This window comes from Sphingobium indicum B90A, from assembly GCF_000264945.2.
Classification (GTDB): Bacteria; Pseudomonadota; Alphaproteobacteria; order Sphingomonadales; family Sphingomonadaceae; genus Sphingobium; species Sphingobium indicum.
This window is the reverse complement of the sequence record NZ_CP013070.1, coordinates 2,895,223-2,908,471: the sequence shown is the minus strand read 5'-3', so window position 1 is coordinate 2,908,471 and position 13,249 is coordinate 2,895,223. Positions and strand designations below refer to the sequence as shown.

General features: G+C 68.4%; 16 protein-coding genes. 8 read left to right on the top strand and 8 right to left on the bottom strand.

What is annotated here, in order from left to right:
* The first annotated feature begins 25 nt into the window (after positions 1-25).
* Both SIDU_RS14205 and SIDU_RS14200 read left to right on the top strand, forming a co-directional pair.
* Positions 26-799: a DUF2384 domain-containing protein gene (locus tag SIDU_RS14205; RefSeq protein ID WP_007682377.1), complete on the top strand. Its 774-nt coding sequence runs from the start codon at positions 26-28 to the stop codon at positions 797-799.
* Positions 800-1,405 (top strand): RES family NAD+ phosphorylase, encoded by a 606-nt coding sequence (locus SIDU_RS14200; RefSeq protein ID WP_007682376.1) that lies wholly within the window; start codon positions 800-802, stop codon positions 1,403-1,405.
* 21 nt (positions 1,406-1,426) lie between these two features.
* Here the strand turns inward: SIDU_RS14200 and SIDU_RS14195 are convergent, their stop codons facing one another.
* The 4 genes from SIDU_RS14195 to SIDU_RS14180 form a co-directional block, all read right to left on the bottom strand.
* Positions 1,427-1,714 (bottom strand): FAD assembly factor SdhE, encoded by a 288-nt coding sequence (locus SIDU_RS14195; protein ID WP_007682375.1) that lies wholly within the window; start codon positions 1,712-1,714, stop codon positions 1,427-1,429.
* A gap of 194 nt (positions 1,715-1,908) precedes the next feature.
* A complete protein-coding gene (locus SIDU_RS14190; RefSeq protein ID WP_007682374.1) occupies positions 1,909-2,316 on the bottom strand; it encodes a single-stranded DNA-binding protein in 408 nt (135 codons plus the stop codon).
* A 687-nt stretch (positions 2,317-3,003) separates the two neighbouring features.
* The gene (locus SIDU_RS14185; RefSeq protein ID WP_039979393.1) at positions 3,004-3,888 is read right to left on the bottom strand and encodes a S1/P1 nuclease; all 885 of its coding nucleotides are present in this window, start codon (positions 3,886-3,888) and stop codon (positions 3,004-3,006) included.
* 79 nt (positions 3,889-3,967) lie between these two features.
* Positions 3,968-4,336, bottom strand: a complete 369-nt coding sequence (locus tag SIDU_RS14180; protein ID WP_007682371.1) for a hypothetical protein — start codon at positions 4,334-4,336, stop codon at positions 3,968-3,970.
* Between the two features lie 94 nt (positions 4,337-4,430).
* Between SIDU_RS14180 and SIDU_RS14175 the strand changes: the two genes are divergently transcribed.
* Positions 4,431-4,904, top strand: a complete 474-nt coding sequence (locus tag SIDU_RS14175; RefSeq protein ID WP_007682369.1) for a RusA family crossover junction endodeoxyribonuclease — start codon at positions 4,431-4,433, stop codon at positions 4,902-4,904.
* Complete coding sequence (locus SIDU_RS14170) at positions 4,901-5,929, top strand: hypothetical protein (protein WP_007682367.1); 1,029 nt, start codon at positions 4,901-4,903, stop codon at positions 5,927-5,929. The genes SIDU_RS14175 and SIDU_RS14170 overlap by 4 nt, the downstream gene beginning before the upstream one ends.
* Here SIDU_RS14170 and SIDU_RS14165 read toward each other — a convergent pair.
* Positions 5,916-6,167 carry a hypothetical protein gene (locus SIDU_RS14165; protein ID WP_148663261.1) on the bottom strand — a complete coding sequence of 84 codons (252 nt, stop codon included), beginning with the start codon at positions 6,165-6,167 and terminating at the stop codon, positions 5,916-5,918. The genes SIDU_RS14170 and SIDU_RS14165 overlap by 14 nt on opposite strands.
* A gap of 213 nt (positions 6,168-6,380) precedes the next feature.
* On the opposite strand from SIDU_RS14165, the gene SIDU_RS14160 reads away from it, so the two are divergent.
* The 4 genes from SIDU_RS14160 to SIDU_RS14145 all read left to right on the top strand — a co-directional run bounded on the left by SIDU_RS14160 (position 6,381) and on the right by SIDU_RS14145 (position 11,092).
* On the top strand, positions 6,381-7,310 hold the full coding sequence (locus SIDU_RS14160; protein ID WP_158514634.1) for an AraC family transcriptional regulator: 930 nt from the start codon (positions 6,381-6,383) through the stop codon (positions 7,308-7,310).
* A gap of 215 nt (positions 7,311-7,525) precedes the next feature.
* Positions 7,526-8,941: an aldehyde dehydrogenase family protein gene (locus SIDU_RS14155; RefSeq protein WP_007682355.1), complete on the top strand. Its 1,416-nt coding sequence runs from the start codon at positions 7,526-7,528 to the stop codon at positions 8,939-8,941.
* Positions 8,942-9,036: 95 nt separating this feature from the next.
* Positions 9,037-10,146, top strand: coding sequence for an NAD(P)-dependent alcohol dehydrogenase (locus SIDU_RS14150; protein ID WP_007682352.1), 1,110 nt, complete (start codon positions 9,037-9,039; stop codon positions 10,144-10,146).
* Entirely contained in the window at positions 10,139-11,092 is a 954-nt protein-coding gene (locus tag SIDU_RS14145; protein WP_007682349.1) for a LysR family transcriptional regulator, read from the top strand. Before SIDU_RS14150 ends, SIDU_RS14145 begins: the two co-directional genes overlap by 8 nt.
* A 41-nt stretch (positions 11,093-11,133) precedes the next feature.
* On the opposite strand, the gene SIDU_RS14140 is transcribed toward SIDU_RS14145, so the two are convergent.
* Genes SIDU_RS14140 through SIDU_RS14130 form a run of 3 tightly spaced genes read right to left on the bottom strand, consistent with a single transcriptional unit; the run spans position 11,134 to position 13,029 of the window.
* Positions 11,134-11,520 carry a VOC family protein gene (locus SIDU_RS14140; RefSeq protein WP_007682346.1) on the bottom strand — a complete coding sequence of 129 codons (387 nt, stop codon included), beginning with the start codon at positions 11,518-11,520 and terminating at the stop codon, positions 11,134-11,136.
* 13 nt (positions 11,521-11,533) lie between these two features.
* Positions 11,534-12,646 carry an S-(hydroxymethyl)glutathione dehydrogenase/class III alcohol dehydrogenase gene (locus SIDU_RS14135; RefSeq protein ID WP_007682343.1) on the bottom strand — a complete coding sequence of 371 codons (1,113 nt, stop codon included), beginning with the start codon at positions 12,644-12,646 and terminating at the stop codon, positions 11,534-11,536.
* 2 nt (positions 12,647-12,648) lie between these two features.
* Complete coding sequence (locus tag SIDU_RS14130; protein WP_007682338.1) at positions 12,649-13,029, bottom strand: nuclear transport factor 2 family protein; 381 nt, start codon at positions 13,027-13,029, stop codon at positions 12,649-12,651.
* Positions 13,030-13,249: the final 220 nt, after the last annotated feature.

Sequence of the window (13,249 nt, the reverse complement as noted above, 5' to 3'; positions counted from 1 at the left end):
GTACCAATCGGACGAACTTGACGAAATGCACGAAACCGCCCATATCGGAGCCATGAAGGACGTAGCGATCAAGGCGAAGGCGCGCGACGGCGCGAGGACGACGCGGTACGCGATGCGCGACGCGCGCACCGGCGAGTGGCTGACGGTCAGCGAGCAGGCCGGGACGCCGCCTGCCGAGACCCGCGAGATCGGGCGCGCGCTCGCTTTGTCGACCAACTCGGTGGCGGTGGTGCTCGACGCGTTGCGCGCGGCGACGGTGCGGAGCCGCAGCGCGCGGACGCCGCTCCAGTTCATCGTCGAGGTCAAGCCCAATGGCGCGCCGCGGATCGTCGCGGCGCCCGAGGCGCCGGACACACAAGGCGACGAGTTCGAGATCGACGCCGCCGAGGAGGCCGCGCTCGGCGAGGCGCTCGAGTCAGCGCGCGCGCGCGGGCGCCATCGGGTCGCCGAGATCCTGGCCGGACAGGACATGCTGACCGGCGAGGCGTTCGCGCGCCATGTCGATGCGACCCGCGGAACGGTCAATGAGTGGCGCCAGGCACAGCAGGTGCTGGCGCTGCAGGGGGCGACGCGCGGCTATCGCTATCCGGTCTGGCAGATCGGCGCCGACGGCAAGCCGTTCGCCGAGATCCCCCAATTGTTCGCGATCTTTGGCCGTGACGCCTGGGCGGTCTACCGCTTCCTCGTCCAGCATCATCCCGAGCTCGACGGCCTGAGCGCAAGCGAGGCGCTCGCGTCCGGCCTCGGCGCCGAGACGGTCGCGGTGGCCGAAGCCGTGGCGGAGGGGACGTTCGCCTGAATGTCGCTGAAGCCCACGGCCGCCTTCGCCGGCGTCGCGCTCGATACGGCGAGCGTGGCGGCGGGCACGGTCCACACCCGCATCTATTTCGCGCACCATCCTGACCCGCTCGGCTTCGGCAAGACGCCGAGCCGGTTCAGCGACCCGCGCCGGCGGATCGCCGCCAACCGCTTCGGGCTCGTCTATCTCGGCTCCTCGCTCAAGGTGAGTTTCTTAGAGGCGATCCTGCGCGACGAGCGCAACGGGCTGGTCGGCGACTATCCGATCGCCGAGACCGAGTTGGACGCCCGCAACGTCGCGTTCGTCGCGCCGACGCGCGCGCTGACGCTGATCGACCTGACCGGCGACGGGCCGGTCCGCATGGGCATTCCGAGCGATGTCGCGCGCGGCGCGACGCAGACGCTCGCGCGCGCCTGGTCGGTCGCGATCCACGACCATCCGGCCCATGTCGACGGGATCCTCTATCCCTCGCGGCTGAACGGCGAGGTCAATGTCGCGGTCTATGATCGCGCGGTGCCGGTGCTCGCCGCCCGGGCGACATTGCCGCTGCTGCGCGCGCGCGGGCTCGCGCGCGTGCTCGACGATCTCAAGGTGGCTTTGGTTTGAGGGCGTCGCCGGACGCGCAGCTCAATGCTTGCGGGATTCGGGCGAACCCGGCAGCGGCACATAATCGAGCACCTGCATCGCCTGCATGAGCGGGCCATCGAAGGCTTGCGGCACGGGCTGCATGTCCATCGCCCAGGCCATGATGTCGACGTCATCCTCCTCGAGCAGCCGCTCGAACCAGGCGATCTCCGCCTCGCCCCAGCGTGGCGCATGCGCGTCGAAAAAGCCGCCCATCAGATAATCGGCCTCGCGCGTGCCGCGATGCCAGGCGCGAAACTCGAGACGCTTCAGCCGTTGATCCTGATCCATGGCGTTCGCCTCGCGAAGGCCGTTCGCCTGGAGTGGCGATCCGGGTGACGCCAGCGAGGCGTAGGTGCGGCTCGCGCGCGCCTCAAACCAATAGTTGTGAATTCGAGGTCGCTTGGGGTCGTCCGACCCGACCCGTCGGACCAGAGCCGAGAGGCCCGGCGGCGTGCGCCGCCGGGCCTTGAGCTGTCGGGCGATCAATAGGGGATGTCGTCCTCGGGCTCGCCGCGCTGGCCGCCCTGCTGCTGGCGGGACTTGCCGTAGGTGAGGAACTTCACGTCCTCGGCGATGATCTCGGCCCCGTAGCGCTCGATCCCGTCCTTGTCGGTCCAGCGCGTATAGTGAATGCGACCGGTGACCATGACCTTCTGGCCCTTCTCGACATTGTCGGCGACGACCTTGCCGAGGCCGTTGAAGCAGATGATCCGGTGCCACTCGGTGTCTTCCTGGCGGCGGCCTTCGCCGTCCTTGAGGACCTTGCCCTCGCTGTCGCGCTTGGGACGCGAGGTGGCGAGCGAGAAGGAGGTGATCTTGGTGGTGCCCTGGGTGCTGCGGGTCTCGGGCGCGGTGCCGACATTGCCGGCGAGGATGACGAGGTTCTGCATTTCGAGGTTCCTTGATGTTCGCCGGGGGGACCGTCCCCTCGACTGAACACCGTCAAAGGCGGCCAGGATGGCGCTTCCACCGGAGCGGGCACCGCGACGGGAAACCCCCTGATGGAGGGGTGGTGCGGGCAGCCGTGAAACACGGCAACTCGGCCCGAACAGCGGGCGGGTTGGAGGCGACGGACGGCCGACTTAGGTCGTTCAGCACAGAGAGGGGAGGGGACCTCCCGCCGGATGTCCTGCCGGGAACCGCATGCGAACGTGTCTCGACCGCCTCGCTTCGTTGCGTGTCACCAAGCCCGAACCAGGAACCGCCACCAGGCGGCCAGCCATCTCCGCAGCCTGCTCTCCCCTCGCACCAGCCCGGCCTCGGGACGTGTCCGATCGGGGGAAGCCGCCGCCTGAGGCAAAAGAGGCTCCGTTCTGCTCGCCACGGCCTCGCGTCGCCGCGCGCGCTGTCGCGAGGCCCGGTCCGCACCCGGCCGTCGTCCGCTCGCCATGGACCGGCAGGATCGTGTCGTCCGGTCTCGGGGTGAGCGTCGCCGGCTCATCGCAAGCGCCTCGCAGCGCAGCCGCGCCCCGAAGCAGGCCGCCGCCAGCACGCGCACCCGACGGCATGCACGCCCGAGCCGATACCCGGCCCTGGCGCGGCGCCGCCGCCGGGCCTCGACCTCGCTCCGGGACGGGTCAGGATCGGCCTGCGCCGGCCTTCGCCGCCGCGGTGTCGAGCAACCAGGCGAGCCTGACGCCGGCGCGTTCGATCTGGCGCTCGGCGATGGCGAGCGCCTGCGCCTGATAGGCGGACGAGAGCGCGATCGGCGCCTGGTCGCCGGCGCAGCCGGCGGGCGAGCCGATCGTATAGGCATGCGCCTTGGCCTCGCCATAGCTCTCGACCGCCCAGGACGACGCACTGCCCGAGGCCCAGCTGTGCGCGTCCGCGCTCGTGATCGAGCCCTCGAGGCGGTGCGCGATCGCTGCGGGATCCGACCCCAGCGGGGCGAGCACGGCCGTGTCCCAGAAGCTGTGGAGGTTGGTCGTGCGCTGGTCGCCCAACCCCACATGGACGCAATTGCCGCCGCGATCCTGATGGTCGGACGCGTGGAGCGGTTGGTGCACGTCGCCGACGAAATGGAGGATATATTTGAGCGCGAGGAGGCGCTCGGCGGGCGCCGTCGCGGGGTCGGAGAGCTCGCGCGCGAAGGCGTCGATCCGGTCGACGACGCAATCCTGCGCCGGTCCGGCGCTCGCCGGGACGGCGGGTGCGGGATGGCCGAAGCAGGCGCTGTCGAGCGAGGGCGCGCCGAGCTCCTGGTCGACGAAATGCCAGCTCGCCGTCTCGCGATGCCCCGAATCGCGCCATTTGTCCGCCCAGGTCGCGCGCGAGACCATGTCGGGCGCGGTCAGCGTGTCGGTGTCGGTGGCGAGGATCGCATCGACCCAGGCGCGGGTGGCGGGCGCGATCCGGTCGCGCGCGATCGTGGCGATGATCTCATGGCCCTTGTCGCCCCAGGCGAAGGCGGGCGCGGGGATCAGACCCACAACGAGGAGGCCGGCGAGAAGCAGTGTGCGCATCGCCTGGCTATTCGCCGTCCGCCGATGGCGCGCAAGCCGGCCGGCGGACCGCGCGAGGCGGAGCGGGCGTGCGATCGGATCAGGCACCGCCGCTCGTCGCGGCGCGTCGCGCACGCTCGACCAGGTCGATCGTCTCGCGCACGATGAAGACCCAGGGCTCACCCTTTGGGGTCGGGCTGTCATAATAGAGGATCTCGTCGCCCGCGAGCAGGCGCGCGCCGTGCAGCTCCATATGATTGTAGCGATCGGGCTTCCAACCCTCGCCGAGGTCGACCGCATGGCCGTCGCGCAGGAAGACGAGCGGATAGGTTTCGGCGCTGTCGAGGCTCTCCCACTCGCCATAATAACGAAAAGGCGCGACGACATGGTCGCTCGCGTCGAGCAGCACGTCGAGCGTGAGCTTGACCGCCTCGGTCTGGTCGATGAGTTCGCAGCGCCACCATTTCATCGTGCTTCTCCTGCAAGGCCGGATCGCGATCGCAAAACGGGCGATATAGGCATCGGGCTTGGCGAATGCGTGACGGCGAGGCAGAGATCTCGCCATGACGACGCCGCGCTCGCTCCCCCATGAATTCTTCGTCCCTGGTTCCCCGGTCTCGGTCAATCGCTATGGGACGGCCGCCTATCGCGACTGGCGGCGCGACGTGCACGCCGAGAGCGTGCGCGGGGTCGGATGGACCGGCGTGTTCCTCGCGAGCCCCTGCTCGGTCGCAATCCGTTACTATCAGCATCTCGATGCGAGGAAGGACGTCGACAACATCCTGAAGGCGATCCTCGACGGCCTCGACGGCAAGGCCGGCACGGGGGCGAAGCAGGCGCATCGCGTGCTTCACGACGATCGCGACGTCGAACGCGTGGTCAGCCAGCGGACCAAGATCGACTATCGCACCAGGATCGATGGGCGCAGGCTGCGGCCCCATGAGTTCGCCGCAGCATATGCCGCGCTGGCGAACCAGGCATCGGTCTTCGTGTCGGTCGGCGACGCACCGGTCCATGGCCGCTCGGTGACACGATGAACGAGGCGACGCAGCTCGAGGCGATGAAGGCCGAGCTTCTGGCCGCGGGTTACGAGCCGGTGACCGACATGACGCTCGGCGAGCTCGGGTTTGCGGCGCCGCTGGTCGGCTCGGACGGGATGCGTCTCGACCTGGTGGGCAAGCGCAAGGATCGCGGCGAGGCCGATCCCGACCGGCCCGGGCCCGACCGACCCGGGATGGTGGTGATCGAGATCGCCAACCGGACGCGCGAGACGCCGGACCAGCGCGGCCGGCGGCGCCCGCGCTTCACCGACGAGGAGGAGGCGGTCCACCGCTTCGGGGCAATCTCGCAGGCCATCGCCGAGCGGCCCGACATCGCCTTCGAGATCCGCTTCTTCGATGTCTCGGCCGACCAGGCGGCGGCGCGCCAGCTCAAGCGCGGCTTCAGCGGCAAGGAGACGATGGAAGCGCGCATCCGCGACGCCCGGCGCCTGCTCATCACCGCATCCGGGCGCGACGATCTCTCGCGTGGGCTCGTCGTCGCGCGGCTTTGGGCGCATTGGGTCCGGATCGCGGGCACGATCCATCCCGGGCGCGAACGGCGCGAGCTCAAGACCGCCGACCTTCGGACGATCCAGAAGGATCTGTTCGACCAGAAGGTGCTGCTGATGCTGCCGGCCAATTATGCGCCGCTGCACCGCGCGCTGCTGGCGGCGTTCGAGGGCGGCGATGTCGAGCCGCGGCGGCTGCTCGACCTCGAGCCGCAGGTCCAGCGCCTGCTCGACTGGGCGGCCGAGCGATACGGCGTCGCCGACGCGGAGATGCCCGAGGAAACCGGCGACCTGTTCAGCCGGGTGCTGAAGGCGGTCGAGGAGCGGAGCTCGGGCGGCCGGCGCGAGGAACTGCAGGCGGCGACGATGATGATGTATCTCATGCAATCGAGCAGCGAATTGCCGCGAGAGGTCGTCAATTTCCTGATCGCGCTGGGTCGCGAGCCGCTCCTGCCGGACGATCTCATGACCGAGCTGCTCGAGCGCGCGAACAACGCGCCTAGTGCGGCGTGATGCCGCCGTCCGCGCCGAGATAGGCGCCGCCGCGCCGATGGCCCCTGTGGTGCTGCGCCGGGGCCGCCTGGTCGGGGGTCGATGACGCCGTGCGCGCGGCGGGAGCCGCCGACGGCGGCGCGACCGGGGCGGGCGGGCCATAGAGACCAGGCTGGGGCGCGGATGCCGCTGGCGTCGCGCCCGGCGCGACGGTTGCTTGCGCGTACGCGATCGTCGGCATGGCGGCGAGCGCGATCATGATCGTCCATCCACGCATAGGGCCTCCTCACCAACACGGGAGCGGGATCGCGCGACCAATAAACGGATCAAGCAAGCTGGCAGGTGAACGAAAGGCCCAGATTGGTCTCTTCGCAGTCCGGGACAAAGCATTCCGGCACGCACATCTATGCTTCTTGAGGGCGACGACGTTCCTGCTATCATTCCGCCTGGACGGAGGGTCGCAGGGATGCAGGTGGCTCGCGCATCGCAGGACATCATAGCCGGCAGCCCGGCCGTGCCCTTTGTCGACCTCTTCCGCGACGCCTTTCCCAATTATCGACTGCGCCGGTCGGCGGGGCCTGCGCCGCAAAGCATGATGGCGCGCCGGGTGGGCCATCATCGGCTGGTGTCGCTGCGCGCCACCTCGGCAGGCCTCCTGTCGGCGGTGCCGACGCCCGGCGCCAGCGCCAATGACGACGTGAAATTGCTCTGGCAGATCGAAGGAACGAGCCGGCTGGCCGGTCCCGAGCTCGAGGCGCTAGTGCGTCCGGGCGATGCGATCATCCTGCTGCCCGGACGCGGCTATGAGCTCGAGACGTCGCCCAATTACAGCATGTTGTCGCTGACCTTCCATCGCGAGGCGTTCGGCAGCTGGACCCGCCTTGTCGAGCGCCAGTTCGGATCGGTCATTCCGTCGAACAGCGCGCTCCACGCGGCAGCGGCCGCCTTGCGCGCGATCCTTGGCGCGCGCTCGCAACCGGCGTTCGATGCGCTCGGCGTGCGCGACGTCGTGCGCTCCTTCTTCAACGCGGCCGCGCTTCACGAGGAGCTCGCCAGCAACAGCCCGTCGCATCTCCCCTATCGCCTGCGCCAGGCGCGCGAGGCGATCCTCGACAATCTCGCCAATGGCGAGTTCGGACCAGCCGACCTCGCCCGCGAGATCGGCATCTCGTCGCGATTGCTCTATCTGGAATTCAGCCGTCACCGCATGACGCCGCGGCAGTTCATCCAGGATCTGCGGCTCGAGCAATGCCGGCAGCAGATCGAGGCGGCGGGCGGCGCGCGCAACCTGACTGCGATCGCGCTCGCCAACGGCTTCTCGTCGAGCTCGCAGTTCAGCCGCGCCTTCCGCGCGAAATTCGGCGCATCGCCCAGCGCCTATCGCACGCAGCTGACCGAATAGGATCGGCCCGACGCTCACGCCGCCACCGTCGCCCGGGCGACTTTTCGAAAAGCTCGCATATCTGCGGCGCGGCCACGCAAAAATGCGCGAAAGTTTTGCGCGCGGCGAACACCTCTTGCGCTTGCACGCAAGCATGGGCCGGCCAAAATCTGTTTCATCCTGCTCGAGACGGACAGTTGGGGCGAAGACCCCGAGCGCGCGCCGAGGAGCAGGATATGGCACAGAAGATCTATGTCGACGGACAGTGGCGGACGCCGACCGGCGAGCGCCACATCGACGTCGTCAATCCCGCGACCGAGGCGGTTATCGGCAGCATCGGGGTGGCGAGCAAGGCCGATGTCGACGATGCGGTCGCAGCGGCCCGGCGCGCCTTCCTGACCTTCTCGCGGACCTCGCGCGAGGAGCGGATCGATCTCCTTGGCCGTGTGCTCGGCGCCTATGTCGCGCGCCGCCAGGAGCTTGCCGACGCTTTGGTCGAGGAACTGGGCGCGCCGGCCAAGTTCGCCTTCGAGACCCAGTCGGCGACCGGGCTCATGCATCTCCAGACCACGATCGAGCTGCTGCGCGACTATCCGTTCGAAACGCGGCAGTCGGACCGGACGATGGTGCGTCACGAGCCGATCGGGGTCGTCGCGCTGATCACGCCGTGGAACTGGCCGATCAACCAGATCATGTGCAAGATCGCGCCGGCCCTCGCGACGGGCAACACGATGGTGCACAAGCCGTCCGAACTGACGCCCTTCACCGCCCATGTCATTGCCCAGATCCTCGACGATGCGGGCGTCCCCAAGGGCGTCTACAATCTCGTCGACGGCGACGGCACGGTCGGCGCGATGCTGGCCGAGCACGCGAACGTCGACATGGTGTCGTTCACCGGCTCGACGCGCGCCGGGATCGACGTCGCCAAGCGCGCCGCCGATACGGTCAAGCGCGTCCACCAGGAATTGGGCGGCAAGTCGCCCAACATCATCCTCGACGACGCCGATCTCGGCGCCGCGATCGGGGGCAATCTCTACCGGCTGATGCTGAACAGCGGCCAGAGCTGCCACGCGCCGACGCGCATGCTGGTGCCAAGATCGCGGATGGAGGAGGCCAAGGGGGTCATCGCCCACATCCTGCAGGGGATCACGGTCGGCGACCCCCATGGCGACGCCTATATGGGTCCGGTCGTCTCGCGCACCCAGTGGGAGCGCATCCAATCCTATATCGACGCCGGACAGAAGGAAGGCGCGACCCTGCTTGCCGGCGGCGGCGGCCGCCCCAACGGTCTGTCCAAAGGCTATTATGTGAAGCCGACGGTTTTCGTCGACGTGACCAACGACATGCGGATCGCGCGCGAGGAGATCTTCGGACCCGTGCTCTGCGTGATCGGCTATGACGATCTCGACGAGGCGGTCCGCATCGCCAACGACACGCCTTATGGCCTCGCCGCCTTCGTCCAGTCGGCGAGCGACGACAAGGCGGCCGAGGTCGGCGCCCGGCTCGACGCCGGCATGATCTTCCTCAACGGCGCCGGCGAGGATCCGCTGGCGCCGTTCGGCGGCACCAAGATGTCGGGCAACGGGCGCGAATGGGGATTGGCCGCGTTCGGCGAGTTCATGGAATCGAAAGCGCTGATCCGGGCGGCCTGATCGCGCGCGAAGACGCGACGATCCGCCCGGGCGCCGCCCAACCCCCGCACGGGACCGGCGCGAACCACGATGCGAAGAGCAGAAAGGCGTGAGAGATGATCGATGCCGTTGCAGCCTTGCTGGCCGAACCCGGCGGCGATTGGACGATCGACCCGATCGCCATCGAGGAGCCGCGAGGCGACGAGATCCTGGTGCGGATCGTCGCCTGCGGGCTCTGCCACACCGATCTCGCGGTCCGCGATCGGCATCTGCCGACGCCCTTTCCGTGCGTGCTCGGGCATGAGGGATCGGGCATCGTCGAGCGGGTCGGCGACCAGGTCACCGAGTTCGAGCCCGGTGATCATGTCGTGCTCACCTGCCATCATTGCGGGAGCTGCCCCAATTGCCTCCAGGGCAAGCCGACCTACTGCCATCACTTCATGCAGCTCAATTTCTCGGGCCGCCGCGCCGACGGGACTTCGCCCGTCCACGCGCACGGCGCACCGGTGGCGGGTGCCTTTTTCGGCCAGTCGAGCTTCGCCACCTACGCGCTCGCGCACCAGCGCAACGCGGTGAAGGTCGCGAAGGATATCGACCTGCGGCTGCTGGGCCCACTCGGCTGCGGTATCCAGACGGGGGCGGGCACGGTCATGAACGTGCTGCGCGCCGAGCCCGGCAGCGCAATCGCGGTGTTCGGCTCGGGCGCGGTCGGTCTGTCGGCGGTGATGGCGGCACGCGTCGCCGGATGCACGCGGATCATCGCGGTCGATGTCCATCAGTCGCGGCTCGATCTCGCGCTGGAACTGGGCGCGACGCACGCCGTCCACTGCGCCGAGCGCCCGGCGCTCGACCAGATCCGGGCGCTGGGCGGCGGCGTCCATTATGCGATCGACACGACCGGCATCCCGAGCGTCGTCGCCGAAGCGGTCGAAAGCCTCTATCCGCTCGGGACGTGCATCATGGTCGGCGTCGGCGCGCCCGATGCCGAGCTTCGGCTGCCGATCAACAGCCTGTTCCTCGGCAAGACGCTCGCCGGCGCGATCGAGGGCAACAGCGTGCCCAAGGTCTTCATCCCGCGGCTGATTGAGCTGTGGCGCCAGGGCCGGTTCCCGTTCGAGAAGCTGCTGCAATTCTATCCGCTGGCGCAGATCAACGAGGCGGCCAGCGATTCGAAAGCCGGCACGACGCTGAAGCCGGTGCTGCTGCTCGAGGAGCAGGATGGATGAGGGCGCGCGCGCCGAACGCCCGGGCTGGGATCGGGTGACCAACTGGGACCTCATCCGCGCCTTTCTGGCGCTCCAGCGGGCGGGCACGTTCGAGGGCGCTGCGCAGGCGCTGTCAGTCGATCATTCGACGCTGCGGCGGCGCATCCAGACGCTCGAGAAGAATGTCGGCGCGCAGCTCTTCACGCGCCGCGACGGCCGCTATGCCGTGGTGCCCGCGATGCAGGCCTATCTCGACGCCGCGATCCAGATGGACGTATCGGCACGGGTCTTCTCGGATTCGGCCTGGGAGCAGCAGGGAATCGTGCGGGTGACGATGCTCGACTTTCTCGCCACCTGGATCGCCCCGCAGCTGGTCGATCTGAGAGCCGAATTCCCCGCGCTCGAGCTCGACATCACCACCGAACATTATTTCGTCGACCTCGAGACCGAGCTGGTCGACATCGCGGTCCGGCTGGCGCGTCCGACGCGCGGGCGCGGCAAGCTCCAGAAGGTCGCCGACATGGCCTATGGCGTCTATGCGAGCCACGCGTATCTCGCGCGCTTCACGGGCAAGCGCCACCAGATCGTCGCGCTCTCGGCGCATGTCATGCGCCAGGACCACGATTTCCTGGTTGGCGAGACCACCTGGGCGCTCGAACGGCTGCCGCCGGGCGATGTCGTCTGCTACACCGACAGCTATCTCGTGCTGCGCCAGATGTGCGAGGACGGGCTCGGCATCTGCCTGATGCCGACCATCCTCGGCGACGCGAGCCCGCAGCTCGTGCGTCTTCCCGACGTCGATGGCGGCACGGCGAGCTGCGAGGTCTGGCTGATCACCAATTCGGAGACGGGGACGGCACCCAAGGTGCGCCACGTCGCGCGCTTCATGGGCGAGCTTTTGCGCGCGAGCGGCGAGCCGAGCCGGGCCGTCAAGCCAAGCAGCGGGTTGAGCCTGGTTCGCGCCTGAGCCCACGTGCCCGAGCCTCTGGCGCGCCGCCACTCGCCCGGTCAGCCGCTCACCTTGAAATAGGCGCAGACCTTGTTGCCGGCGGGATCGCGCAGGTAAGCGAGATAGACGGTCCGACCCTCGGTCGCGTGGCGGATGCCGGGCGGGCTTTCGATCGCGGTGCCGCCATGGGCGAGGCCGGCGGCGTGCCAGGCATCGACCAACTCGGGCGAGCCGGCGTGGAAGCCGAGCGTGCCGCCATTCGCGAAGGTCGCCGGCGCGCCGTTGATCGGGCGGGTGATGAGGAAGCGCCCGCCCTTGTGCATGTAGACGAGCCGGCCTTTCTCGTCGATCACGCCGGGCGGCACGTCGAGCACGCCGAGCGCGGCGTCGTAGAAGATCTTGGCCTCGTCGACGTCGTCGGTGCCGATCATGACGTGGCTGAACATCGCTTCTTCCCTCTCAATAGACGACGACCGAGCGGATGCTTGTCCCCTCGTGCATCAGATCGAAGCCTTTGTTGATCTCGTCCAGTGACAATATGTGGGTGATCATCGGGTCGATCTGGATCTTGCCGTTCATATACCAGTCGACGATCCTAGGCACGTCGGTGCGGCCCTTGGCGCCGCCGAAGGCGGTGCCGCGCCAGTTGCGCCCGGTGACGAGCTGGAAGGGCCGCGTTGCGATCTCCTTGCCGGCTTCCGCCACGCCGATGATGATCGAGGTGCCCCAGCCGCGATGGCAGGCCTCCAAGGCTGTGCGCATCACCTCGGTGTTACCGGTGCAGTCGAAGGTATAATCCGCGCCGCCGTCGGTAAGCTCCACCACCTTGGCAACGGTCTCCTCGCGGCTCATGCCCTTCGAGTTGAGGAAGTCGGTCATGCCGAACCGGCGGCCCCATGCCTCGCGATCGGGATTGATGTCGACGCCGATGATCCGGCTCGCCCCGGCGAGGCGCGCGCCCTGCAGCACGTTCAAGCCGATGCCGCCTAGGCCGAACACCACGACATTGTCGCCGACCTGCACCTTCGCCGTGTTCACCACCGCGCCGACGCCCGTCGTCACACCGCAGCCGATGTAGCAGCTGGTCTGGAACGGCGCGTCCTCGCGGATCTTGGCCACCGCGATCTCGGGCAGGACGGTGAAGTTCGAGAAGGTCGAGCAGCCCATATAATGGAAGACGGACATGCCCTTGTAGCTGAAGCGGCTGGTGCCGTCGGGCATCAGGCCCTTGCCCTGCGTCGCGCGGATCGCGGTGCACAGGTTGGTCTTGCCCGAGAGGCACGACTTACACTGGCGGCATTCCGGCGTGTAGAGCGGGATGACGTGATCGCCGGGCTTCACGCTGGTCACGCCCGCCCCCACCTCGCGCACGATGCCGGCGCCTTCGTGACCCAGCACGCTCGGGAAGATCCCCTCGCTGTCGAAGCCGTCGAGCGTATAGGCGTCGGTGTGGCAGATGCCGGTCGCCATGATCTCGACCAGCACCTCGCCTGCCTTCGGCCCTTCCAGATCGAGCTCGACGATTTCCAGAGGCTTCTTCGCCTCGAAGGCGACGGCCGCGCGAGTCTTCATGGTCAGAACATTCCGTTGGCGTTGAGCGAGGTCGCGGCGACCGGCTCGGACACGTCCCAATGCTCGACCACCTTGCCGTCCTCGACGCGGAAGATCTCGATCACCGCCACGCCGGGATCGGCCGTGCCCTTGAGCACATGGGCGTGGACGACGACCAGATCCTCCTCGGCGATCATCCGCTTGATATCGACACTCAGGCCCGGGAACTGCGCGAGCAGGCCGCGCACGAAGGCGACGAAGCCCGGCCTGTCGTCGGCGACCCGCGGATTGTGCTGGACGTAGCGGGTGCCGGCATAGGTCTCGGCCGCGCGCTCGGGATCGCCGGCGAACGCCATCTCGTAATAGCGACGAACGACATCCTTGTTGGCCTGAAGATCGGGCACGGCGATGCTCCCTTATGGGCGGTCGTTGAGAAGGCCGACCCGGATCGGGACGGGCGAGCGTCATGGACCATGTCCGTGAGGGCTGCGCAATGCGCGCGCGGGGAGCGTGTGGCCAGCCAGCCCGCGCAACCGGCCGTATGGCGACGCGAAATTCGCCCATGCTTTGAACATGTTAGCCTGGTAGAAGCCAGTCCCGCTTTCACGCCGCTCGCAGGAACAC

Bases quoted from the DNA above. Each gene is read 5' to 3' on its own strand.
- SIDU_RS14205 (WP_007682377.1), top strand. From the start codon at position 26: ATGCACGAAACCGCCCATATCGGAGCCATGAAGGACGTAGCGATCAAG.
- SIDU_RS14200 (WP_007682376.1), top strand. From the start codon at position 800: ATGTCGCTGAAGCCCACGGCCGCCTTCGCCGGCGTCGCGCTCGATACG.
- SIDU_RS14195 (WP_007682375.1), bottom strand. From the start codon at position 1,714: ATGGATCAGGATCAACGGCTGAAGCGTCTCGAGTTTCGCGCCTGGCAT.
- SIDU_RS14190 (WP_007682374.1), bottom strand. From the start codon at position 2,316: ATGCAGAACCTCGTCATCCTCGCCGGCAATGTCGGCACCGCGCCCGAG.
- SIDU_RS14185 (WP_039979393.1), bottom strand. From the start codon at position 3,888: ATGCGCACACTGCTTCTCGCCGGCCTCCTCGTTGTGGGTCTGATCCCC.
- SIDU_RS14180 (WP_007682371.1), bottom strand. From the start codon at position 4,336: ATGAAATGGTGGCGCTGCGAACTCATCGACCAGACCGAGGCGGTCAAG.
- SIDU_RS14175 (WP_007682369.1), top strand. From the start codon at position 4,431: ATGACGACGCCGCGCTCGCTCCCCCATGAATTCTTCGTCCCTGGTTCC.
- SIDU_RS14170 (WP_007682367.1), top strand. From the start codon at position 4,901: ATGAACGAGGCGACGCAGCTCGAGGCGATGAAGGCCGAGCTTCTGGCC.
- SIDU_RS14165 (WP_148663261.1), bottom strand. From the start codon at position 6,167: ATGATCGCGCTCGCCGCCATGCCGACGATCGCGTACGCGCAAGCAACC.
- SIDU_RS14155 (WP_007682355.1), top strand. From the start codon at position 7,526: ATGGCACAGAAGATCTATGTCGACGGACAGTGGCGGACGCCGACCGGC.
- SIDU_RS14150 (WP_007682352.1), top strand. From the start codon at position 9,037: ATGATCGATGCCGTTGCAGCCTTGCTGGCCGAACCCGGCGGCGATTGG.
- SIDU_RS14145 (WP_007682349.1), top strand. From the start codon at position 10,139: ATGGATGAGGGCGCGCGCGCCGAACGCCCGGGCTGGGATCGGGTGACC.
- SIDU_RS14140 (WP_007682346.1), bottom strand. From the start codon at position 11,520: ATGTTCAGCCACGTCATGATCGGCACCGACGACGTCGACGAGGCCAAG.
- SIDU_RS14135 (WP_007682343.1), bottom strand. From the start codon at position 12,646: ATGAAGACTCGCGCGGCCGTCGCCTTCGAGGCGAAGAAGCCTCTGGAA.